Here is a 20,282-nt window from a genome sequence, read left to right as displayed (position 1 = left end):
GCGGGGGCAAAGATAAGAAAGACGGGCAGCAATACCTCGCCACCCGTCTTTCTTAAATATAGATGCCAGTATTACCTCCCTCCCGGAGGACAATGCTCCTTCAAAAAGTTAGTATACAATTGTGACAGGTGCCCGGTTGTACCCGCACCTTCATTAATACTATGCGTCCTGTTCGGATAAGCCATCATCTGGAACTGTTTGCCGTTTTTGATCAACTCGTTGATCAGCATTTCCGCATTCTGGTAATGTACGTTATCGTCACCGGTGCCGTGAATGTACAACAGCTTGCCTTTCAGGTTGGCGGCGTAAGTGATGGGCGAACCTTTTACAAAGTCCTCGCGGTTTTCCTGTGGCAGGCCCATGTAACGCTCCTGGTAAATATTGTCGTAAGTGAGTTGATTGCCTACTGCGGCAATAGAAATGCCGGTGCTGTAAATTTCCGGGTATTGGAACAACAGGTTGAGCGTCATGGAGCCGCCACCACTCCAGCCCCAAACCGCAATGCGGCTGGCATCTACGAACGGCCATTTCATGATTTCCTTAGCACCCATCGCCTGGTCGCGGGCATTTATAATACCCACTTTGCGGTAGATGGACTTGCGCCATGCGCGACCTTTCGGTGCAGGTGTGCCGCGGTTGTCAAGCGAAATGTAGATGTAACCGTCCTTTGCCATGTTGCCGGCGTACAGGCGGTTGTAACCGGCGGCGCCGTTATCGGTCACAGTGGTACCGGCAGGTTCGCCATATACATAAAATACAACAGGGTATTTTTTGGTAGAATCGAAGTTCAACGGCTTCACCATCCAGCCGTCCATCGTAACACCGTCGGCGGTAGTTACCTGGAAGAAGGACACGTTTTGGCCGGCATTGGCGCTGCCGGCGTTCAGTTCGCGGATTGTTCTATGATCGGGCAGGCTGACAATACTGCTCTGGCCCCGTTTGAGGTGGCTTTCCATACTATGAAAGGCAAAAGCGCCGTTCGGGCTCACCTGGTATTCATGCGTACCTGGAGCATCGGCAGGTGTTAACCGTTGTGCCGTTCCGGTGCCGTCGAGGTTTACTTTGTACAGGTAGGCCTGTGTGGCGTTGTCCGGCGAAGCCATAAAATAGATGGCGTTGTTCGCTTCATCTATGCGGTTGATCTTGATCACGTCATAGTTGCCTTTCGTGATCAGTTTTTCCTGTTTACCGTCGGCGGTAATGCTGTACAGGTGGCGCCATCCGTCTTTTTCACTCACCCACAGGAACGATTTACCGCCCTGCAGCCAGTCCCAGCCAGATATCTTATCATCGTCCCAGCGGCTCTTTACATCCAGCCAGGCACTGTCGCGCTCCTGCCAGATCGTTTGTGTTTTACCGGTAGCTGCCTGTGCGAGCATCAGTTTACCTACCTGCTGTTTGCGGTCCAGTTGCTGGAGAATCAATTCATTTTTGCCGGGCAGCCATTCCATACGCGGAATATAATGCTGCTGTGCATCGCCGGGCACCTGCAGCCAGGTGGTCTTTTTTGTGTTGATGTCGATCACGCCTACACGGCAGGCAGACGGGCTTTGGCCTACTTTAGGATATTCCACCGGCACGATGTGGGAGTAAATAGAATCGGTATTATTGATCATGTAGAAGTCGCGGATCTTGGTCGCGTCTATCTGCCAGAAGGCGATGGACTTACTGTCCGGGCTCCAGCGAAAACCATCGCGGCAGCCAAATTCCTCTTCGTATACCCAATCGAAAGTACCGTTAATGAACCGGCGGGTACCGTCTTTGGTAAGTGGCTGAATAATGCCAGTTGCCACATCTTCAACATATATATTACGGTCACTCACATACGCCACCTTTTTACCGTCCGGCGAAAACTTAGCGAACATCAAAGAAGCCTCGGGGCGCCCTTTGCCAAGCTGTTGTAGCTTTTTAGTGGCGATATTATACAACCAGTAATCACCACGCGTATGATAACGCCATACTTTGCGGGTATTCGCAAATATGAGCACTTGTTTTTCGTCGGCAGAAAAGGCAAAGTCCCTGATACTAAGGCTTTTGCCGGTTGCGTCCTTCAATTCGGATAAAGCTAAGGCAGGTGTGCTTTTCAGGTCTTTCAGGCTGATGGTGTAGATGCCGTCGTTCTCAAGACTGTAGAATGACTGGCCGTCGCTGGTCCATTTAAATCCTTCGCCGGGCATCTGTGCCTGGGCGGTGTTGAGGGCAGAGAGGCAACAAATCGCCAAAAAATATCGGGTGATGGTCAACCGGTTGAAATACATAGTTGTTTGTATGATGAGGCTTAAAAATAATGGAAATCCTTCACATTCAGCGACCGCTGGTGTAGTCATCATGATACGCATTACTAAAAAAAACCAATCAATTATTTTGACAATTTATTTTTTTACGTATTTTTATGGATCATACGATAAAATCCTATTTAGAATATTAAAATCCTATTTGAGAAAAAAAGGAACTATGGTACAGGTAACCTATTCTTACAAGAACCGGGAGTTCTTTCAAATGGAGGACCGATTGCTGAACCAGCTAGCCGAGAGCGGCAAACGTTTGTTGTTCGCATTATTGGAACCCATGGAAGACCTGCTTATGACGGAAAACGGTAAAATCCGTATTTGCCTTGACGAACGACCTAATATTGAGCTGGAAGGATTTAGTGCTGCTATGAAACACAAAATTGAGTGTACGTTACGAGGCGATGAGGACGAAGTGAACTAAGGACAAGCGATTTAATTCCCAACGATATTTACGGAAACGAGACGGCGCAAGACAACAACTATAAGAAGTTGACTTGCGCCGTTTGCTATTTGGTAAATATTACGCTTCGAGTTTCTTGCCGCCCCTGCTGGAAAGCAGGTACAGTGCTGCCATGCGAATGGCCACGCCATTCTCCACCTGTTGCAGGATGATGGACTGTCCGCTGTCTGCCGCATCGGAGCTTAATTCTACGCCCCTGTTGATCGGCCCCGGGTGCATGATCACGATTTCTTTGTTCAGGCTTTCGAGTAATGCCCTGTTTATACCGTACACGAGTGAGTACTCGCGCAGGGAGCTAAACAGCGGGGTATTCTGCCTTTCGAGCTGTATCCTTAATACGTTGGCCACATCACACCATTCCAGCGCCTCGCGCAGGTTGTATGTAACGTTTACGTCCAGCGCTGCTGCCAGGTGTTTGGGAATCAGCGTGGGCGGACCCACTACTGTTACTTCTGCTCCCAGTTTACGCAGGCAATAGATGTTGGATAGTGCTACACGGGAATGCATAATATCGCCGCAGATGGCCACCTTCTTACCTTCTACCCCACCCAGTTTTTCACGGATGGAAAAGGCGTCGAGCAGTGCCTGCGTCGGATGCTCGTTGATGCCGTCGCCGGCGTTCACGATGGGAACGTCGATGTGTTTGGCAAGGAAGTGCGGAGCGCCGCTGGCCGAGTGCCGCATCACCACCATATCCACTTTCATGGACAGGATGTTGTTGACAGTGTCGATCAGGGTTTCGCCTTTAGATACGGAAGAACCGGAAGCGGAGAAGTTCACTACATCGGCGCCCAGGCGTTTTTCTGCCAGCTCAAAGGAAATCCTTGTGCGGGTAGAGTTCTCGAAGAAAACGTTGACGATGGTAGTGTCTCTGAGCGTGGGAACCTTCTTAATAGGCCGCTGTAAAACTTCCTTGAATTGATCGGCAGTTTGAAAAATAGTTTCTATATCCTGACGCTTCAGATCGCGTATACCGAGAAGATGTTTTACTGATAATGACATGCTAATTTGCAAATATAAAGGCGAAAATGGAATTGTCAAAACACTAATTCGCAGTACCGTTCTCCAGCACTACTTCATCTTTTCCGTCACGCTCTTTCCATAACACCTTTACTTTCTGTGTGATGAAGGCGTCGATCGTACGGCCGGTATAGTCTGGCTGAATCGGCAATTCGCGGCTGAAACGACGGTCGATGAGTACAAGCAGCTCTACCGCCGACGGCCGGCCAAAGTCAAGCATCGCATCCAGTGCGGAGCGCGTGGTACGACCGGTATATAACACGTCATCGATCAGTACGATGCGTTTATTCTCAATAGAAAAATCGATATCGGTTTCATTCGGTACATGCAATGCATTACCCTTATTAAAATCATCGCGATAAAAAGTAATGTCCAGTTTACCGTAACGAATGTCCGTATCCGGCAATAACTTTTTCAGGTTGTTGTAAATCCTGTCGGACAAATAAATGCCGCGCGGTTGTAAGCCGATCAGCACGGAGTTCTCAAAGGGGAAATGATTTTCTATAAGCTGATGACAAAGCCTGTCTATCGTAATGTCCAGTTGTTTGTCGCTCAAAATGGTCTTCAAAAGTTTGCGTTTTAGACGCCAAAAATAAACATTATTCGCTAAACACAATAGTTATCAAGCGCGCGATAATTTATGAATTTACATATTAACAAAAAATTATTTTTTCGCTTGTTCGTATTGAAGTAAACATTAGTTTTGCTCATCATATTTATTCACCATATCACACGAAAATGAAAAAAGTTACGATTAAAATGATGATGGCAGGCGCTTTCCTGCTCGGTATGACTCAAATCGCAAACGCGCAGACCAAGAAGACTAACTTCCTGAGCGGTGACGCAAATTTCAATTCTACCAAAGTTGACGGTTCTGATGCTAAAGACAATTCTTTTGGCGTAGGCGTTCAGTACGGTCATTTCATCAAAGACAACCTGGCTCTCGGTCTTGAGCTCGGCTATGCTGGTGGTACAGTTACCGAATCTATCGGTGGTGTTGCCGGCGAAACTAAAACTTCATTGTTCCGTGTAGCTCCATTCGCACGTATCGAAAAACAACTGTGGCAGACTAAATTCTCTGTATACAGCGACCTCGGTATCGCAGCGTCTTTCGGTAGCGACAAATTCGAAGCTGCTGCCGGTGGTGCTGAAGCTGAAACAAAAGTAATGGGTCTGGGTGCTTTCTACAGACCAGGTATCCTGTTCCACCTGAAAGACAACATCGCGCTGCTGGCTAACTTCGGCGAACTGGTAAGCTACCAGTACACGCAGGAGAAAGTAGAAGGTATCGACGACAAAACTTCTACCCAGGCTTTCGGTATCAACGCGAACAAAATCCTGGACCAATTCCGTTTTGGTATCCAGCTGAAATTCTAATTACATCTCCTTCTGATTTTGAAAAGCCCGGCGGTCATCTGCCGGGCTTTTTTAATATGATACGATCCCCGTACCTTTATACTATATTACCTCACCATGAAAACGCGCTGGATCACGATGCTTACACTTTCGCTTTTTAACTGGGGGCCTGTTGCCGGACAATTGAAAGTCGGCGATAAACTGCCTGATTTTCAACTGCAGGACCAAAACAGACAAACGTTTCATTTAAAGAACGAACTGGGCAAAGGTCCACTCGTTATTTATTTTTATCCGAAAGATGAAACACCCGGTTGCACGAAGGAAGCCTGTTCCTTCCGCGACTCCTTCACCTCGTTCCAGGACCTGGGTGCCAAAGTAATCGGCATCAGCAGCGATGATATAGCGTCGCACAAAAAGTTTGCGGAGAAGTACCGGCTGCCGTTTACACTGCTCGCAGATGAAGGCGGCAAAGTGCGCAAATTGTTCGGCGTACCCAAGTCATTAGGAATGACAGGAAGGGTAACGTATGTGATTGATAACGAGGGTAAGATCATTCACCTGTTCAACTCCCAGCTGCAGGCCACCAAACACGTTACAGAGGCCTTGCAGGCGATTAAAAAAAGCTGATAAGACTTGTTGCGGTTGCTGTGTGCCTTTAAGTTTGTAGGAGAATAGATTTAAAAGAAAATCTATTATTACTAATACTATCTTTTCTTTTTGGTTCTTTTTCTTTTACAATCCACGTGGATATGTGGATAAGTCAACCCACAGCATGGGCGCATTAACAGAGTGCCAGGTTCGCGTCCTAAGCGTCGTTTTAATCCCATGCCGTGGTGTTACCGGTTATGCTTCAAATAGAAATTTGGGTCTTAAACCCATTAGTAAGGCTTTGATTGAAACCGGTATGGGTTGACTACATTAAAAACATAATGATGGAACAAGTTACGTATTTCGTAGGTACAGATGTTAGTAAAGACTGGCTGGACATGTGCATATATGCAAAAGAAGGCATATTAGATAAGCAGCAAATCAAAAACAAGCCTTCCGCTGTCATAAGTTGGCTCCGACGAACCCGGAAGCTTTTGGGTTATACCCTGCAGAACAGCCTTTTTACCATGGAATTTACCGGTATCTATAACCATCACTTATTAGCTGTATTAGTAGAGATGGGTGCCAAGGTCTGGGTGATACCTGGAGCACAGATTACAGAGAGCAAGGGGTTGGAGCGGGGAAAAAGTGATCAGCAGGATGCCCAACGCATTGCTCTTTACGCCGCTAAAAATATTGAACTGGTTCGTTTGTGGAACCAGCCACGAGAGATCGTGATGCAGTTAAAGACGCTGCTGATGCTAAGGGAAAAGCATAGAGTCACTAAGCATCGGTATGAAACAACCTTAAATGAAAGCAGGGAGTTTAATACAGAAGCTACCCATCAAATGATAGTTGCTAATTGTAAGCCTGTGATTGAGCTGGTAAACAGCGAGATCAGCAGGATCGAAAAAGAAATGAAGCGCCTGATTGCCAGTGATCAACGGCTCGAAGAATTAGATGGTTACATCCAAAGCGTGGACCAGGTAGGATTAATTACCTCGGTGAGCATGATCGTGACCACAAATGAGTTTATCAACATTAAAGAGGCTAAAAAATATGCCTGTTACAGTGGCGTTGTTCCGTTTATGAATGCGTCGGGTAAGCTTCGTAAACGAGAGCGGATCTCTCATAAAGCCAATAAAAATATCAAGAAGCTATTACACCTGCTGGCTGTAGGATCAATACGGGGGAATGGAGAGCTTAAACAATATTACGATCGAAAGGTCGCCGAAGGGAAACCCAAAATGAGTGTGCTAAATGCCATTAGGAACAAAATCATATTAAGAATTTTCGCCTGTGTGAATGAGAGAAAATACTACCAGAAAGACTATTGCTATAATTTGGACGTGTCATAGAAATCGACGCAACGGGGGATGATCAATGAACGGCTGCTAAGGACACAAAAAAAGGTTGACAGCTTACGCTATCAACCTTCTCTCCAAAATATTAATTAGCACTAACTTTCTTTCAGGAACGGATAACGATAATCCGTAGGCGGCACGAGAGTTTCTTTTACCGTGCGTGCGCTCAGCCAACGATACAGGTTCAATGCGGAACCGGCTTTGTCGTTGGTACCGGATGCGCGTGCGCCGCCGAATGGCTGCTGGCCCACTACTGCACCGGTAGGTTTATCGTTGATATAGAAGTTACCGGCACTGTTCACCAGTTTACGGGTAGCCAGTTCCACCGCATAGCGGTCCTGCGCCAGGATGGAGCCAGTCAACGCATACTCGGAAGTAGTATCCACCGTTACCAGCGCCTCTTCGAACTTGTCTGCATCGTACGTGTAGATCGTAAGCACCGGGCCGAAGATCTCTTCGCACATGGTTACATATTTAGGATCGGCCGTTTCGATGACAGTCGGCTCGATGAAGTAACCTTCTGATTTATTATAATTACCACCAGCGATGATTTTCGCTTTCGGATCGTTTTTCGCATTATCGATGTACTTCGCGATCTTATCGAAAGAGCGCTCGTCGATTACGGCGTTTACGAAGTTAGAGAAATCCTCTGTGGTACCCTGCTTCATCGTTTTAAGCTCGGCTGCCAGTTTGGTCTTTACCTCGTCGGCAATATTGCTCGGCAGGTAAGCCCTTGATGCAGCGGAACATTTTTGCCCCTGGTACTCGAAAGCGCCGCGGGCCAGTGCGGTTACCACCACATCTACGTTAGCAGATTTATGCGCCAGCACAAAGTCTTTACCACCTGTTTCACCAACAATGCGCGGGTAAGTTTTGTACTTGTGAATATTGTTACCGATCGTTTTCCACATCGTCTGGAACACACCTGTCGAGCCTGTAAAGTGAATACCGGCAAAGTCAGGATGCGCAAAACAGATGTCGCCGATGGTGGGGCCGTCGGCATACACCAGGTTGATTACACCAGCGGGCAAACCTGCTTCGATCAGGATTTTCATGATCATGTTGGCGGAGTATACCTGGGTGTTCGCTGGTTTCCATACCACTACGTTACCGCACATCGCAGCAGACGTAGGCAGGTTACCGGCGATCGCTGTAAAGTTGAACGGCGTAACCGCTAAAACGAAACCCTCGAGCGGACGGTACTCCAGCCTGTTATGTACGCCGGGTGAGCTGGCTGGCTGCTGGCGATATATCTCCGTAAGATAATGAACGTTAAAACGCAGGAAGTCAATGATTTCGCAGGCGCTGTCGATTTCTGCCTGGTAAGCGTTCTTGCTCTGGGCCAGCATCGTGGTACCGTTCATGTGGTAGCGATACTTGGTGGCCATGAGTTCAGCCGCTTTCAGGAAAATGGCTGCGCGGTGTTCCCACGGCGTGTTGGCCCATTCTTCTCTCGCTTTTAAAGCTGCTTCGATAGCGGCTGTAACGTGAGAAGCGTCACCAGCGTGGAAATGCCCCAGCTTGTGTTTGTGTTCATGCGGGGGACGAATGTCTACGGTCTTGCCTGTACGAACTTCCTGTCCGCCGATGTACATGGGTATGTCAACCTGTTCGGCTTTGAATGCCGACAGTTGCTTTTTGAGTGCTGCGCGTTCCGGGGTGCCCGGTGCATAGCTTAACACGGGTTCGTTTGCAGGTGCTGCAAAGTCAAAATAAGCGTTATGCATTGGTGTTGATTTTTAAAAGGTTGGTATACACATTCACATGGTTACTGCTGATCTTCTTCTTTCTGCAACATCAGGTAAGCCTTGATAAATCCTTCCAGTTCGCCATCCATTACCGGTCCCACGTTACCTACTTCGAAGTCCGTGCGGTGGTCTTTGATCATTTTATAAGGATGGAACACATAAGACCTTATCTGGGAGCCCCATTCGATCTTACGTTTATTGGCGTTGGTCGCATTTTTCAATTCTTCGCGTTTGCGGATCTCCTCTTCGTACAAGCGGGATTTGAGCATGGTGAGCGCCTTTTCACGGTTCTCGCCCTGCGTTCTGGCCTGCTGGCACTCGATGATAATCCCGCTCGGGATGTGCTTCAGTCGCACCGCGGTTTCTACCTTGTTCACGTTCTGTCCGCCTTTACCACCGGAACGGTAAAATTCCCATTCCAGGTCGGCCGGGTTTACGGTTACTTCGATGGTATCATCTACCAGCGGGTACACGAATACAGAGGCGAAAGAGGTATGCCTGCGGGCGTTGGAGTCGAAAGGTGAAATACGTACAAGCCGGTGTACGCCGCTTTCCGCTTTGAGCAATCCGTAGGCGAAGTCGCCGTCAAACTCCAGGGTGGCTGATTTAATACCGGCACCATCGCCATACTGTACGTCGATCTCAGAAACTTTCCAGCCCTGTTTTTCGCCATACATGCGATACATGCGCAGCAGCATTTCCGCCCAATCCTGGCTTTCGGTGCCGCCCGCTCCTGAGTTAATGGTGAGTACGCCCGGCATTTCATCTTCCGGCTGGTTAAGCGTGGACTTAAACTCCAGCTCGTCCAGTGCGGTTAATGCTTTACGGTACGCTTCCTCCACCTCCTCTTCGGTTGCTTCACCCTCCTTCTGAAAGTCGAGCAGCACGGCGCTGTCCTCCACGGCGTTACGCACGCTTTCGTAGAGGTCTATCCAGAATTTGTTGACCTTGATTTCCTTCAGAATACCCGTGGCCCTGGCATTGTCGTCCCAAAAACCGGGGGCCAGCGTAAGCTGTTTATCATTTTCATTTTTGGCTATACGGTCCTGGACGTCAAAGAAAACCTCCCAGGACGTACAGACGGTCCCTCATATGTTTAAGTTGCTCGATTGTCATAGGGCGCAAATGTACATAAATTTTGAGAGAAAGCACCGCAGGCCGCGCAGATGGACAATCGCTGCAAAGTGGCCATAAACGGCAATTATCATCTGATAAACTGCTATTGGCCGTCATGTTAAACGACGCTGATGTGGCAACCATTTGCGACATCCGGCGTTAATTGAATTAAGGAACAATATTTGTTCAAAACCAGCAGATTGAAAACCTTTATCTGTATGAGCATTTCCATTAACCTCGCCAGGTACCGCCAGCAGGCGGTATTTAACCTGATAGGGCTGATCCTCATGATCACTGTAAACGCCCTCGCAAACATTTTACCGATCAATGGGAAAGATACCGGCACCTTGTCAGACCAGTACCCCAACTACTTTACGCCGGCCGGTCTGACCTTCAGTATATGGAGTGTGATCTACCTGGGACTAATCCTTTGTGTGATTTACCAGTTATGGCTTGCCTTTTCGCGTGGGCACATCGAGGAGCTGCACAACTTTATGACGCGGATGCGTGGCTGGTTCCTGTTAAATTGTGTGGGCAATGCGGGCTGGATATTCGCCTGGCATTATGAGCAGGTGGCCTTGTCGCTGGGTATCATGGTTTTTATACTGATAACGCTGCTCGTCATTCAACACCGCTTTCGTATGTTTTATCCCGGGGCAGGCGGCCGTGAACGCGCGCTGGTGCATATTCCGTTCAGCCTTTACCTGGGCTGGATAGCCGTGGCCATTATTGCCAACACCACTGCCCTGCTGGTACATATCAACTGGACGCCCGCCATGTCGCCGGGTTGGGCGGTGATTATGGTCATCGTGGCGACCGGGTTTACGTTGCTGGCCGTGTTTGTGCGGAACAACATTCCCTATGCCCTGGTAAGCCTGTGGGCCATTACCGGCATTAACCTGAAACGTTCGGCCGCGGGCGGGCTCGAAAATCAGAATATTATCCTCGCGGCCACGGTTTGTATGGTGATTATCGTACTGGCCGTGATCATTCAATTGTTCCGTTCAAGAAAATCCATGATCAGTGCAAGGGTTTAAGGTCAGAAATTTATACATTTGATACCATCTAAAATAAGCAACATGTTCCCAAAGACTGATTTGACCGCTACGAAAGCATGGACCGAGCTTAGCGCACATGCCACGGAGATGAAAAAGGTGCAGATGCGCAAACTATTCGCAGAAGACCCGGAACGATACAACAAGTATCACCTCCAGCTGGAAAATATCCTGTTCGACTATTCCAAGAATATTGTTACCGATAAAACCTTAACGCTGCTGCAGTCCCTGGCCAAAGAAACCCAGGTGCCGGAGGCGATTAAGGCGATGTTTGAGGCCGAAAAGATCAACGCCACTGAAGGCCGCGCCGTGCTGCACACCGCCCTGCGCAACTTCTCCGGCAAACCGGTGATGCTCGATGGTGCAGATGTGATGAAAGATGTGCAGGATGTACTTACCCGCATGGAAGTATTCTGCAACCGCGTGCACGCAGGCGAATGGAAAGGTTACACGGGTAAGCCTATACGCTACATCGTAAACATCGGTATCGGCGGCTCCGACCTCGGTCCGGTAATGGTAACGGAAGCCCTGAAACCTTACTGGGTACCGGGTATGCAGCCTTACTTCGTATCGAACGTCGACGGCACCCACATCGTGGAAACGCTGAAGAAGGTGAGCCCAGAGGAAACGTTATTCCTCATCGCTTCTAAAACCTTTACCACCCAGGAAACGATGACCAACGCCAATACGGCACGCGAATGGTTCCTGGAGCATGCAAAGGATGAAGCACATGTAGCGAAACACTTCGCAGCATTATCTACCAACGAAAAGGCCGTTAAAGCTTTTGGTATTGATACCGATAACATGTTCGGCTTCTGGGATTGGGTAGGCGGCCGTTATTCTTTATGGTCCGCGATCGGCATGTCTATCGCACTCACGGTAGGTTTCAGCCACTTTAAAGGTTTGCTTGAAGGCGCTTTTGCAGCGGACGAGCACTTCCGCACAGCGGCATTTGAAGAGAACATCCCGGTGATCATGGCCCTTATCGGGCTTTGGTACGGCAACTTCTTTGATGCGGATTCTGAAGCTATTTTGCCTTATGACCAGTATATGCACCGCTTTGCCGCTTACTTCCAGCAGGGTAATATGGAAAGTAACGGTAAGTATGTAGATCGTGCAGGCAACCCCGTTAGTTACCAGACCGGCCCTATCGTTTGGGGCGAACCTGGCACCAATGGCCAACACGCATTCTATCAACTGATTCACCAGGGCACTAAACTGATCCCGTGCGATTTCATTGCCCCGGCAATCAGCCAGAACCCGGTGAGCGATCATCACAACAAATTACTGAGCAACTTCTTCGCACAAACCGAAGCGCTCATGAACGGCAAAACCGAAGAAGAAGTGCGTGCCGAACTGAAAGCTGCCAAACTTGACGAAGCTGCGATCAAAGAACTGACGCCATTTAAGGTGTTCACCGGCAACCGTCCAACAAACTCGTTCCTGGTGAAAGAAATTACCCCCCGCACCCTGGGAACCTTAATTGCGTTATACGAACACAAAATATTCGTACAGGGCGTTATCTGGAATATCTACAGCTTCGACCAGTGGGGCGTTGAGCTGGGCAAACAACTCGCCAACAAAATCCTCCCGGAACTGGGCGGCGACGAAAAGATCACCAGCCATGATTCGTCTACCAACGGACTGATCAACGCTTTTAAAGCGATGCGTAAGTAATACTGTAATAAATACACGAAATGCCTGGAAGCGTTGGTTTCCAGGCATTTTTGTTTTCGGGCGTAGAGGAATGCGAAAACTGGTGCGGAGGTTTGCTTCATTTCATTCGCAATAACGCACCAGGGTAAGGGCGACAAAAAAAGCCCCCGGAAACTCCGGAGGCTTACAATTATTTCGATAACAAAGGGAATGGATTACCATTTGTCGACATCATCGCCGGATCCGGTAGTGGCTTCGGCGGCTACAGGAGCTTCAGCTTTCGCTTCGGCTTCAACGGCAGCTACTACTTCTTCAGCAGTAACAGCGCTAACTTCTGTATCCAGGCCATCTTCTTCATCCCTCGAATAATCGTGGTTGTAAGCATCAAAATCAAAGTCGGGCATCAATTCTGTTTTCACATAATTGATCGTTTCGGTGAGGGCGTTCAGGAACTTATTGAAGTCTTCTTTGTAGAGGAATACTTTGTGTCTGTCATAGCCGTTGTCGTTGAAGCGCTTCTTGCTTTCCGTGATGGTCAGAAAGTAGTCGTTGCCACGAGTGGTTTTAACGTCAAAGAAATAAGTTCTTCTTTTACCCGCTTTCAATCGCTTGGAAAAGATGCTGTCGTTGTTTCTTTCCTGTTGATTGTTGTTTTCGTACGCCACAGTTGATAGATTTAAGGTTGTTAACGAATCAAATCCTGTTTTTATTATCAATAATCAACAAATATACAATTGTTTCTCAGATAACAAAATAATTTTAGATGATTTTAAAAAATCATCTAAAATTGGCTGAAATATGCCTTCACAGGGCGTTACGACGGTTTCAAAGCGTATCAATTTTACCCTTCTTCTTCGGTTTGTTGCTGCCTTGCATATAGTTCCGCATAGTAACCGTTATTGGCCATCAACTGTTCATGGGTGCCCGTTTCCACGATACGGCCTTCATCCAGTACGATGATCTTATCAAACGAAAACAGCGCAAATATGCGGTGGGTGATGATGATAGCGGTTTTGTCTTTCAGGAAAGCGTACAGGTTGCCGATAATTTCTTTCTCTGTACGCGCGTCCACAGCGGAAAGGCAGTCATCAAACACCATCAGGTTCGGATTACGGATGAGGCCCCTGGCAATGGATATACGTTGTTTCTGGCCACCACTGAGGGTTACACCCCGCTCTCCCACCACGGTATCGAATCCACCGGGAAAGTTAAGAATATCGCGTTCCACAGATGCCTGCCGCGCTGCCAGCTGCACCAGCTCCTGGGTGGCGGCCGGCTCGCCGAAACGAATGTTGTTGGTAATGGTATCCGAAAACAGGAACACGTCCTGCGGCACATAACTTACCTGGTTACGCAAACTGGATAACCGGATGTTTCTTAAGTCCTGCCCATCAATACTGATGCTACCCTCCTGCGGATCGTACATGCGTATCAGCAACTGCGCCAGCGTACTTTTACCGGAACCGGTACGGCCGATAACCGCTACCTTTTCACCCGGACGGATCGTCAGGTTAAAGTCTTTCAATGCCTGTATGCCCGTATGCGGATAGGTAAACGATACATGATCGAACTTCACTTCACCTTTTACGGTAATGTCCTGCACCGGGCCGTTGTCCTTAATTTCCGGCACAATGTCAAGAAACTCGTTTAACCGCTGCTGTGATGCCGCAGCACGTTGTATCATCGAGGCTACCCATCCTATAGAAAAGAAAGGAAAGGTGAGCATGTTCACATAAATCACGAACTCGGCCAGGTTACCGATGGTAATGGTGCCGCGGCTCACCTGCACACCACCTATATATATGGTGATGATCACGCTCAGCCCGATCATCAATGCCATGACGGGTTGGTAAAGGGCGTCGGTCTTGGCGAGGCTTACAGAGCTTTCCTTATACGATTCACTCGCCACGTCAAAGTGCCCGGTGGTGGCATCTTCCTGCACATAGGATTTAATAACGCGGATGCCGGAGTAAGATTCCTGGGCGATGGACGTAATGTTCGATAACTGCGCCTGTATCCGCTCGCTTTTGCGGTGGATGATGTGGTTTACGTAATAAATGGTGAGCGCCAGGAACGGCAGCGGGGAGATCGTGTAGATGGTGAGCATGGGATTTACCTGCCACATGAGGTATACGATGATCACCAGCATGAACACGGTACGGGTGGCGTACATCACGGCCGGACCAACATACATGCGCACGCGGGACACATCTTCGGTGATGCGGCTCATCAGGTCGCCCGTCCGGTGCATCTTAAAGAAGTTAAGGTCCAGCTGCTGGTAATGACGGTAAATCTCGTTCTTGAGGTCGTACTCGATGTGGCGCGACATCACAATGAGGGTTTGCCTTTGCAGGAACATAAAAAACCCGCTCAACAAGGCCATCAGCAAAATGCCTACGCCATAGAGCGCCAGGACCTTGGTAAACTCGCCGCGGAACACAGACTTAGCGGATGTATCGCTGATAATGCGGTAGTTATTGAGATTTTGTTCCAGCAGGTCGAATATCTGGCGGACCATAATTGGCTGGAATACGCTGAAGATGATAGACACCACCGTAAAAACCAATCCCAGCGAAAATCTCCATTTATACTTGACGAAATACTTATTCAGTGCAAGAAGGTGCTTCATTCCTGCAAATTACAGAGATTGGATATAAAACAGAAATGGCGCCGGATGAACGGCGCCATTTCTTATAATAGGTTTTATTGCTTACAACTTAGCGATCGTATCGATGATGCGCTGTTTTGCTTCTTCGGCAGATACGTCTTCTTTTTTAAACTGCTGACCGGTGATCTTTTCGAACAGCTCGATGTAACGCTCACTCACGCTGGCCACGAAGGCGTCGTCCATATTGGGCACCTGCTGCCCATCTTTACCCTGGAAGCCGTTAGCCATCAGCCATTCGCGTACGAACTCCTTGCTGAGTTGTTTCTGTGGCTGACCGGCGGCCTGGTTGGCCTCGTAGCCCTCTGCATAAAAGTAGCGGGAAGAGTCAGGCGTATGAATTTCGTCGATCAGGTAGATGGTACCGTTCTGATGCCCAAACTCGTATTTGGTATCGACCAGAATGAGCCCCTGCTTTGCAGCCAGTTCGCGGCCGCGTTTGAACAGTGCGAGGGTATATTTTTCCAGTTGCTCGTATTCTTCTTTGCTCACCCGGCCAGAGGCAATGATCTCCTCGCGGGAGATGTCCTCGTCATGGCCTTCGTGGGCTTTGCTGGTCGGCGTGATGATCGGCTCGGGGAAGAAGTCGTTCTCCTTCATGCCTTCGGGCAGGGTTACGCCGCAAAGTTCCCTTTTACCGCTTTTGTAAGTACGCCAGGCGTGGCCGGTCAGGTTGCCGCGTACCACCATTTCCACCGGGTAGGTATCACACTTCATCCCAACGGTAACGTTAGCTACCGGCACCGCTTTTTTCCAGTTAGGCACAATGTCCTGCGTGGCATCCAGCATAATAGCCGCGATCTGGTTCAGTACCTGCCCTTTATAAGGGATTGGCCTTGGCAGCACCACGTCAAATGCAGAAATCCGGTCGCTCACCTGCATCACCATCCATTTATCTTCTATTGTATATACGTCACGCACTTTGCCTTTATAGAAAGCCGTTTGTCCGGGAAACTGAAAAGTAGGTTCTGCCATTATACTTGCTTGGTTAATTGTTTGAATGTTTACTACCCCCGGATGCACCGTTTGCAGAAACTGTTGCAAAAATAACTTAGGCCTTTCAAATTCAGAAAAAGTTATTGCCGCGCGTGCAAATATTTCCCCCGATCGGCGCTTATCTCCCCAACATGGGCGATAAACACGAAAGGCTGACCACGGTATGGCCAGCCTCTCACTTATCAATAGATTACTTTAATCGTGTTCAGAAAAACGGACTGTATCCTGGCCGCCCGCATTCGGCCTTTTAGCCGGCGAAGTGTCACTGGCAGCGGATGTATCGTGCCGCAGGTTAGCGGTATCGAATACGCCCGTGCTGTCGTTGAACGGCTGGATGGAGTCGTTTTCGGTATTCGTCCGGTTGTTGTTACAGGCCGCCAGTAGCAAAGTACTACAAAACAGCGCCAACCCGGTTTTACATAAAGTGGATCTCATATGATGTAGGTTTAATCGTTATAGCCTCGTCGTAGTATCCGTAGGCGCAGGCACGGTTGTATCCTGCCCCGGAACAGTACTTACGGAATCATTCGGCATACTGGATGTATCGCCACTATTGGTCCGGGAACTGCTGCTGCAGGAGTATAACAGGATCATAAAAAACAGGGCTACCATGGCCGTTACGGCTGCTCTCAGAAAACCAGCAATAATATTATTCTTCCTCATACGAACGTTTATATAGTTGGGGAACACGATGTTGTGTCTTACCTACCATCCCATAATAATTATGCCAACTGGCCGGTCACATTTTTGAATGCCTTCTTATATGGACCTCCATTTATTTAATGAATCATTACAAATTCTCGCTTCCCTGGCGATGGGATCTGTTTTAGGACTGGAACGCGAGTATCGCCGGAAGGCCGCCGGCATCCGCACGATTGCCCTCATCAGCGCCGGCTCTACCCTCTTTACCGTTCTTTCCCGGGAAATGGGCGCGCCGGACAGTATGGACCGCGTAGCCTCCAACATCCTCACGGGAGTTGGTTTCATTGGTGCCGGTGTCATATTTAAAGGAAAATATTCGGTAGATGGTATAACTACCGCTACTACTATATGGATAGCTGCCGCCCTGGGTATGGCGATAGGCATGAATCACTATATGCTGGCTTTGCTCACGCTCGCGGGATCGCTGCTCGTCCTTACCGGACTCCGTTACCTCGAACACCGACTCGAATTGCAACGCAAGCGCAAACAGTTTTCGATCCACTGCGGACCAGACCTATCTCACATTCAACTTGAAGCCATATTCGCCGAAAAAGGTCTTAAATTTAAATCATTGGTTATTAGCCGTCACGACGATAGGTTTGAATATAAATACGAGATAACCGGCTCAGTTTCGGCCCTTGACGACCTGAATGAGTATCTTTTAGCTGAAAAAAGAGTATTCAGCTTTAATGTGGAAGTGACCTATTGATAAATAACGAGATATGAAATTTAATTATGAAAAAATCTCCGTTAGTGGGCTACAGGTATCCAAAAGCGTTTGCGGCTACTTCTTCTTCCACGTCATCAATACCACCCCCAATATCACGATAATAGAGCCGATAATACCGTCCACGTTCAGGGTTTCGTTTAACACCACCCAACCGAGGAATAAGGCTACCACCGGGTTAACGTAGGCGTAGGTAGAAGTAATGCGGGGTGGCGCGTTCTTGGCCAGCCAGCTATAAGACGTATATCCCACCAACGACCCGAGGAATACCAGGTGCAGGAAGGCGGTCCAGGTACGCAGGTTCATCTGAGATACGGTATGCCAGTTATCCCGTTCGAGGAAAACACTCAGTACAATCGTAAATACGCAGCCCGCCAGCATCTGGATGGCCGTGGAGGTAAGCTGCCGTGGCATGGGCAGTCGTGGCACCAGCAGGGAACCGAGCGTCCAGCAGATACAACCGGCTACGATCACGAGCAGTGGCCAGGCTGGAAAGTCATAGGTAGCACCCGAACGGAAAGGATTGAATATGAAGAACAAACCGATGAACCCGATCAGGATGCCCCATAAGGTCATAGCGGCCGGTCGCTTGCGCGAAAAAAACAACCAGTCCTGCGCCACGAAGTACGCCGGTGCTGCAGCAATCAGCAACGCCACCAGGCCGGAGGGCATATAATGCACCGCCAGCGCTACGCCACCGTTACCGATGCCGATGAGCAACACGCCCACCAGCGACGCCGACGCCCACTGTTTACCGGATGGCCATTCCTTTTCCTTCGCCATACCGATAATGAACATGATGAGCCCCGCAGTAAAGAATCGGAAAGCCGATAACAGGAATGGCGGCAGCACTTCCGTGGCCACTTTCATTCCCAGGTAGGTAGATCCCCAAATAATATAAACCGCTGCCAGGCAGGCGATCATCACGGTAGACCGCTGTCCATGCTGTTGATCGGGTGCGTTCATTTGTCTGTTTGCTTTTTCCGTTCGTAGAATTGTTTCACTTTATGCAGGTCGCCGCAGGTAGCCATATTGCACCACCGGCGCGACCGATTTTTGCTCTTGTCGATAAATAGCCAGTAACAGGCCGGGCAACGTCGTACCCGTAACAGCTGTTCACTTACCAGCACATCCACCGCCGACTTCACTACGAGCCACCAGGGTAAATCCAGCTCCGGGGTTATAAATGAAAGCGTTGCAGGGGTCTTTTTAGATAAATGTTGAAGACTCAATTGCTCAAAAGCGGCTGCAAGGTACGGATTTAACTGTTCAACCAGCATAGGATCAGGCGTTTTACCGGTTGCCTGGTCTGAAAAAAGTTGAAACAACAGCGCACGCAACAAGATCGTCTTCCTAAAGACTGCATCCGCTTTGGGCGGATAAGCTTTAGCCAGCCGCTCCAGGGTTTTCATGACGGGCGCCGTCAGTACGCCAGCGTGCCGGCACCACTTCAGCACGTCCTGGTAACTCCCCAGGTAGTCGAACGAACCTTCCTTCGTACGATCATGGATCGTATTGGTGAAATCGAGACAAAGCGCGCCACCGTCGAGCCGCAGTTTAGAAAGGTGCTTTTCCATGATATAATTAACCTGTAAAAGTCTTTTAGATGGTTAGTTAAATGTACGCCTTTTCGGCCGTACGTCCAAGTGTTTAGCCGGTTTCAAGTAGCCTGTCAAGTCCTGTAAGTTAACTCCTTGCCTATTAATGGTTAACAGAAGTCAACCTGGCATCCGGCAATGCTGCCGCACCTGTGCGCAAACGATATCTGCCGTACACAATATCAACCTTAATTGAGCAAAAAAATAGAAAGAACCCGACCAGTTAGCTATCTTCGCCCCCGTCAAGTAATTTTCTGATCCCTTACTTCTGAAATATGTCACCCAAACTATTTGCTCCGTTAGTGGGCTGCCTGCTTATTTGCCCGGCCCTCTTGTTTGCACAATCCGATTCTACCAGACCGCAAAAGCCGGTTACCAAAAAAACACCCAACACCACTCACCTGGAACTGATCTACCGCGACGATGCAAAAGTCGGGTCCATATCTGCCCACGCCCGTCCGTGGATCAGCATCAACGGCGCTAAGCCTTTGAAGATCGATAAACAGGGATTGGTACTTTCACGGTATTACAACCGCTGCCCGCAGTCCCGGGACTTCATTAATAAAATGAATAAAAACCGGAAACATGCTAAGATTGCGTCGATTGGACTGGGAATTGCCGGCGGGCTGATCGCTGTTTCGTCGCCTTACATTCATCATCGTCATACGGGGAAAATGCTTACCCAGATCGGTGCAGGGTCAGTGGTGATTGGCACCGGGGTCATTATCGGGGCTATTCATCAAAAGCGGGCGCTTAAGAATATGGTGGCCTCCGTGGAGGCATACAACTCGTTCTGCTATCAACCTATACCCGGGCAGCCGGTAAAGTCGTGGCAGGATAAAAAGACGGCAACCGACAGCACATCGGCCCAACGATAAAAAAGAAGCCGGCATGGAAAAAATTCCGGCCGGCTATTTTCACACCTTAATCTATCTTTCTA

20 protein-coding genes are annotated in these 20,282 nt (G+C 48.8%); 8 read left to right on the top strand and 12 right to left on the bottom strand.

Features of this window, described 5'->3' with window-relative positions:
* Nucleotides 1-71: 71 nt before the first annotated feature.
* Nucleotides 72-2,222 carry a S9 family peptidase gene (locus tag MKQ68_RS08265; protein WP_264282883.1) on the bottom strand — a complete coding sequence of 717 codons (2,151 nt, stop codon included), beginning with the start codon at nucleotides 2,220-2,222 and terminating at the stop codon, nucleotides 72-74.
* Between the two features lie 232 nt (nucleotides 2,223-2,454).
* On the opposite strand from MKQ68_RS08265, the gene MKQ68_RS08260 reads away from it, so the two are divergent.
* Nucleotides 2,455-2,712, top strand: a complete 258-nt coding sequence (locus MKQ68_RS08260; RefSeq protein ID WP_244837892.1) for a hypothetical protein — start codon at nucleotides 2,455-2,457, stop codon at nucleotides 2,710-2,712.
* Nucleotides 2,713-2,811: 99 nt separating this feature from the next.
* On the opposite strand, the gene MKQ68_RS08255 is transcribed toward MKQ68_RS08260, so the two are convergent.
* Nucleotides 2,812-3,753 carry an aspartate carbamoyltransferase catalytic subunit gene (locus MKQ68_RS08255; protein ID WP_264282882.1) on the bottom strand — a complete coding sequence of 314 codons (942 nt, stop codon included), beginning with the start codon at nucleotides 3,751-3,753 and terminating at the stop codon, nucleotides 2,812-2,814.
* A gap of 43 nt (nucleotides 3,754-3,796) precedes the next feature.
* Complete coding sequence (pyrR, locus tag MKQ68_RS08250; protein WP_244837897.1) at nucleotides 3,797-4,339, bottom strand: bifunctional pyr operon transcriptional regulator/uracil phosphoribosyltransferase PyrR; 543 nt, start codon at nucleotides 4,337-4,339, stop codon at nucleotides 3,797-3,799.
* A gap of 170 nt (nucleotides 4,340-4,509) precedes the next feature.
* On the opposite strand from pyrR, the gene MKQ68_RS08245 reads away from it, so the two are divergent.
* The 3 genes from MKQ68_RS08245 (at nucleotide 4,510) to MKQ68_RS08235 (ending at nucleotide 7,073) form a co-directional block, all read left to right on the top strand.
* Nucleotides 4,510-5,148, top strand: a complete 639-nt coding sequence (locus tag MKQ68_RS08245; RefSeq protein ID WP_264282881.1) for a porin family protein — start codon at nucleotides 4,510-4,512, stop codon at nucleotides 5,146-5,148.
* Between the two features lie 96 nt (nucleotides 5,149-5,244).
* Nucleotides 5,245-5,754, top strand: coding sequence for a peroxiredoxin (locus MKQ68_RS08240; protein ID WP_264282880.1), 510 nt, complete (start codon nucleotides 5,245-5,247; stop codon nucleotides 5,752-5,754).
* A 305-nt stretch (nucleotides 5,755-6,059) separates the two neighbouring features.
* Nucleotides 6,060-7,073, top strand: coding sequence for an IS110 family transposase (locus MKQ68_RS08235; protein WP_264280063.1), 1,014 nt, complete (start codon nucleotides 6,060-6,062; stop codon nucleotides 7,071-7,073).
* A gap of 101 nt (nucleotides 7,074-7,174) precedes the next feature.
* On the opposite strand, the gene pruA is transcribed toward MKQ68_RS08235, so the two are convergent.
* Entirely contained in the window at nucleotides 7,175-8,806 is a 1,632-nt protein-coding gene (gene pruA / locus MKQ68_RS08230) for an L-glutamate gamma-semialdehyde dehydrogenase (RefSeq protein WP_264282879.1), read from the bottom strand.
* 41 nt (nucleotides 8,807-8,847) lie between these two features.
* Nucleotides 8,848-9,943, bottom strand: a protein-coding gene (prfB, locus tag MKQ68_RS08225; protein ID WP_264282878.1) for a peptide chain release factor 2 whose coding sequence is annotated in 2 segments (ribosomal slippage) — nucleotides 8,848-9,882 and nucleotides 9,884-9,943 — 1,095 coding nt in all. Because the reading frame shifts where the segments join, the coding sequence is not laid out codon by codon here.
* A gap of 218 nt (nucleotides 9,944-10,161) precedes the next feature.
* Here prfB and MKQ68_RS08220 point away from each other — a divergent pair.
* Together MKQ68_RS08220 and pgi are read left to right on the top strand one after the other, a co-directional pair.
* Nucleotides 10,162-10,980, top strand: coding sequence for a TspO-related membrane protein (locus tag MKQ68_RS08220; protein WP_264282877.1), 819 nt, complete (start codon nucleotides 10,162-10,164; stop codon nucleotides 10,978-10,980).
* 42 nt (nucleotides 10,981-11,022) lie between these two features.
* Nucleotides 11,023-12,675: a glucose-6-phosphate isomerase gene (gene pgi, locus MKQ68_RS08215; protein WP_264282876.1), complete on the top strand. Its 1,653-nt coding sequence runs from the start codon at nucleotides 11,023-11,025 to the stop codon at nucleotides 12,673-12,675.
* A gap of 194 nt (nucleotides 12,676-12,869) precedes the next feature.
* On the opposite strand, the gene MKQ68_RS08210 is transcribed toward pgi, so the two are convergent.
* The 5 genes from MKQ68_RS08210 to MKQ68_RS08190 all read right to left on the bottom strand — a co-directional run bounded on the left by MKQ68_RS08210 (nucleotide 12,870) and on the right by MKQ68_RS08190 (nucleotide 16,978).
* Nucleotides 12,870-13,319, bottom strand: coding sequence for a DUF3276 family protein (locus MKQ68_RS08210; RefSeq protein WP_244837920.1), 450 nt, complete (start codon nucleotides 13,317-13,319; stop codon nucleotides 12,870-12,872).
* A 176-nt stretch (nucleotides 13,320-13,495) separates the two neighbouring features.
* On the bottom strand, nucleotides 13,496-15,283 hold the full coding sequence (locus MKQ68_RS08205; protein WP_264282875.1) for an ABC transporter ATP-binding protein: 1,788 nt from the start codon (nucleotides 15,281-15,283) through the stop codon (nucleotides 13,496-13,498).
* Nucleotides 15,284-15,364: 81 nt separating this feature from the next.
* Nucleotides 15,365-16,294, bottom strand: coding sequence for a phosphoribosylaminoimidazolesuccinocarboxamide synthase (locus MKQ68_RS08200; protein WP_264282874.1), 930 nt, complete (start codon nucleotides 16,292-16,294; stop codon nucleotides 15,365-15,367).
* Between the two features lie 216 nt (nucleotides 16,295-16,510).
* Nucleotides 16,511-16,750, bottom strand: a complete 240-nt coding sequence (locus tag MKQ68_RS08195; protein WP_264282873.1) for a hypothetical protein — start codon at nucleotides 16,748-16,750, stop codon at nucleotides 16,511-16,513.
* Between the two features lie 18 nt (nucleotides 16,751-16,768).
* Nucleotides 16,769-16,978 (bottom strand): hypothetical protein, encoded by a 210-nt coding sequence (locus MKQ68_RS08190; RefSeq protein WP_244837930.1) that lies wholly within the window; start codon nucleotides 16,976-16,978, stop codon nucleotides 16,769-16,771.
* Between the two features lie 100 nt (nucleotides 16,979-17,078).
* Between MKQ68_RS08190 and MKQ68_RS08185 the strand changes: the two genes are divergently transcribed.
* Nucleotides 17,079-17,726, top strand: a complete 648-nt coding sequence (locus tag MKQ68_RS08185; RefSeq protein WP_264282872.1) for an MgtC/SapB family protein — start codon at nucleotides 17,079-17,081, stop codon at nucleotides 17,724-17,726.
* 75 nt (nucleotides 17,727-17,801) lie between these two features.
* Here the strand turns inward: MKQ68_RS08185 and MKQ68_RS08180 are convergent, their stop codons facing one another.
* Nucleotides 17,802-18,710, bottom strand: a complete 909-nt coding sequence (locus MKQ68_RS08180) for an EamA family transporter (RefSeq protein WP_264282871.1) — start codon at nucleotides 18,708-18,710, stop codon at nucleotides 17,802-17,804.
* The gene (locus tag MKQ68_RS08175; RefSeq protein WP_264282870.1) at nucleotides 18,707-19,321 is read right to left on the bottom strand and encodes a CGNR zinc finger domain-containing protein; all 615 of its coding nucleotides are present in this window, start codon (nucleotides 19,319-19,321) and stop codon (nucleotides 18,707-18,709) included. Before MKQ68_RS08175 ends, MKQ68_RS08180 begins: the two co-directional genes overlap by 4 nt.
* Before the next feature lie 296 nt (nucleotides 19,322-19,617).
* Here MKQ68_RS08175 and MKQ68_RS08170 point away from each other — a divergent pair, with 296 nt between their 5' ends.
* The gene (locus MKQ68_RS08170; protein WP_264282869.1) at nucleotides 19,618-20,220 is read left to right on the top strand and encodes a phage virion morphogenesis protein; all 603 of its coding nucleotides are present in this window, start codon (nucleotides 19,618-19,620) and stop codon (nucleotides 20,218-20,220) included.
* Nucleotides 20,221-20,282: the final 62 nt, after the last annotated feature.

The organism is Chitinophaga horti, assembly GCF_022867795.2.
Taxonomy (GTDB): domain Bacteria; phylum Bacteroidota; class Bacteroidia; order Chitinophagales; family Chitinophagaceae; genus Chitinophaga; species Chitinophaga horti.
Note: the sequence above shows the minus strand (reverse complement) of the source record. Positions and strands in the feature narration are given on the sequence as shown.

Excerpts from the sequence above, each read along its gene's own strand:
- MKQ68_RS08190 (WP_244837930.1), bottom strand. The coding sequence starts at position 16,978 with ATGAGGAAGAATAATATTATTGCTGGTTTTCTGAGAGCAGCCGTAACG.
- MKQ68_RS08235 (WP_264280063.1), top strand. The coding sequence starts at position 6,060 with ATGGAACAAGTTACGTATTTCGTAGGTACAGATGTTAGTAAAGACTGG.
- MKQ68_RS08220 (WP_264282877.1), top strand. The coding sequence starts at position 10,162 with ATGAGCATTTCCATTAACCTCGCCAGGTACCGCCAGCAGGCGGTATTT.
- MKQ68_RS08170 (WP_264282869.1), top strand. The coding sequence starts at position 19,618 with ATGTCACCCAAACTATTTGCTCCGTTAGTGGGCTGCCTGCTTATTTGC.
- MKQ68_RS08205 (WP_264282875.1), bottom strand. The coding sequence starts at position 15,283 with ATGAAGCACCTTCTTGCACTGAATAAGTATTTCGTCAAGTATAAATGG.
- pgi (WP_264282876.1), top strand. The coding sequence starts at position 11,023 with ATGTTCCCAAAGACTGATTTGACCGCTACGAAAGCATGGACCGAGCTT.
- MKQ68_RS08255 (WP_264282882.1), bottom strand. The coding sequence starts at position 3,753 with ATGTCATTATCAGTAAAACATCTTCTCGGTATACGCGATCTGAAGCGT.
- MKQ68_RS08185 (WP_264282872.1), top strand. The coding sequence starts at position 17,079 with ATGGACCTCCATTTATTTAATGAATCATTACAAATTCTCGCTTCCCTG.
- MKQ68_RS08245 (WP_264282881.1), top strand. The coding sequence starts at position 4,510 with ATGAAAAAAGTTACGATTAAAATGATGATGGCAGGCGCTTTCCTGCTC.
- MKQ68_RS08240 (WP_264282880.1), top strand. The coding sequence starts at position 5,245 with ATGAAAACGCGCTGGATCACGATGCTTACACTTTCGCTTTTTAACTGG.
- pruA (WP_264282879.1), bottom strand. The coding sequence starts at position 8,806 with ATGCATAACGCTTATTTTGACTTTGCAGCACCTGCAAACGAACCCGTG.
- MKQ68_RS08195 (WP_264282873.1), bottom strand. The coding sequence starts at position 16,750 with ATGAGATCCACTTTATGTAAAACCGGGTTGGCGCTGTTTTGTAGTACT.
- MKQ68_RS08175 (WP_264282870.1), bottom strand. The coding sequence starts at position 19,321 with ATGGAAAAGCACCTTTCTAAACTGCGGCTCGACGGTGGCGCGCTTTGT.
- MKQ68_RS08200 (WP_264282874.1), bottom strand. The coding sequence starts at position 16,294 with ATGGCAGAACCTACTTTTCAGTTTCCCGGACAAACGGCTTTCTATAAA.
- MKQ68_RS08260 (WP_244837892.1), top strand. The coding sequence starts at position 2,455 with ATGGTACAGGTAACCTATTCTTACAAGAACCGGGAGTTCTTTCAAATG.
- MKQ68_RS08180 (WP_264282871.1), bottom strand. The coding sequence starts at position 18,710 with ATGAACGCACCCGATCAACAGCATGGACAGCGGTCTACCGTGATGATC.